Genomic DNA, 369 nt, shown 5'->3' on the forward strand with positions numbered 1-369 from the left:
CCGGTATGCGAAAGATAGGAACTGCCGTGCCTGATACGCGCGGCGGCTTTGCGTGGCAATCGCAATGCCGACCGCATGTGGCGCCATTTTGTCGGTGCGCGAAATAGTCTGCGTGCCTCGGACGATCAAGTCGGCACGCCGCCGTCCGTCTCGTATAGCGTGAGCCTGCGCTCGCCGATGCCGAGTTCCGCCCAGCTCGCGCGCCATTGCGCAATATGCGCGGACTTGAAATGCGCCTCGAGTGCGGCGCGGTCGCTCCAGGCCTCCGAAACATGGATGAGCCCGGCATCCAGCACATCCTGCGCGTAGGAATAGTGAAGGCAGCCGGGCTCGGCGCGGCTGGCCAGAATCATTCGCTGCATCGCCGGC

The 369-nt window shown here is 64.5% G+C and carries 1 protein-coding gene; it reads right to left on the minus strand.

The annotated features are described in order from the left end of the window. Positions 1-125: 125 nt before the first annotated feature. The coding region (locus EN851_RS34540; RefSeq protein WP_135931067.1) for a putative quinol monooxygenase at positions 126-369 on the minus strand (244 nt) is incomplete at its 5' end.

Source organism: Mesorhizobium sp. M8A.F.Ca.ET.208.01.1.1, from assembly GCF_004791315.1.
In the GTDB taxonomy this organism is placed as follows: Bacteria; Pseudomonadota; Alphaproteobacteria; order Rhizobiales; family Rhizobiaceae; genus Mesorhizobium.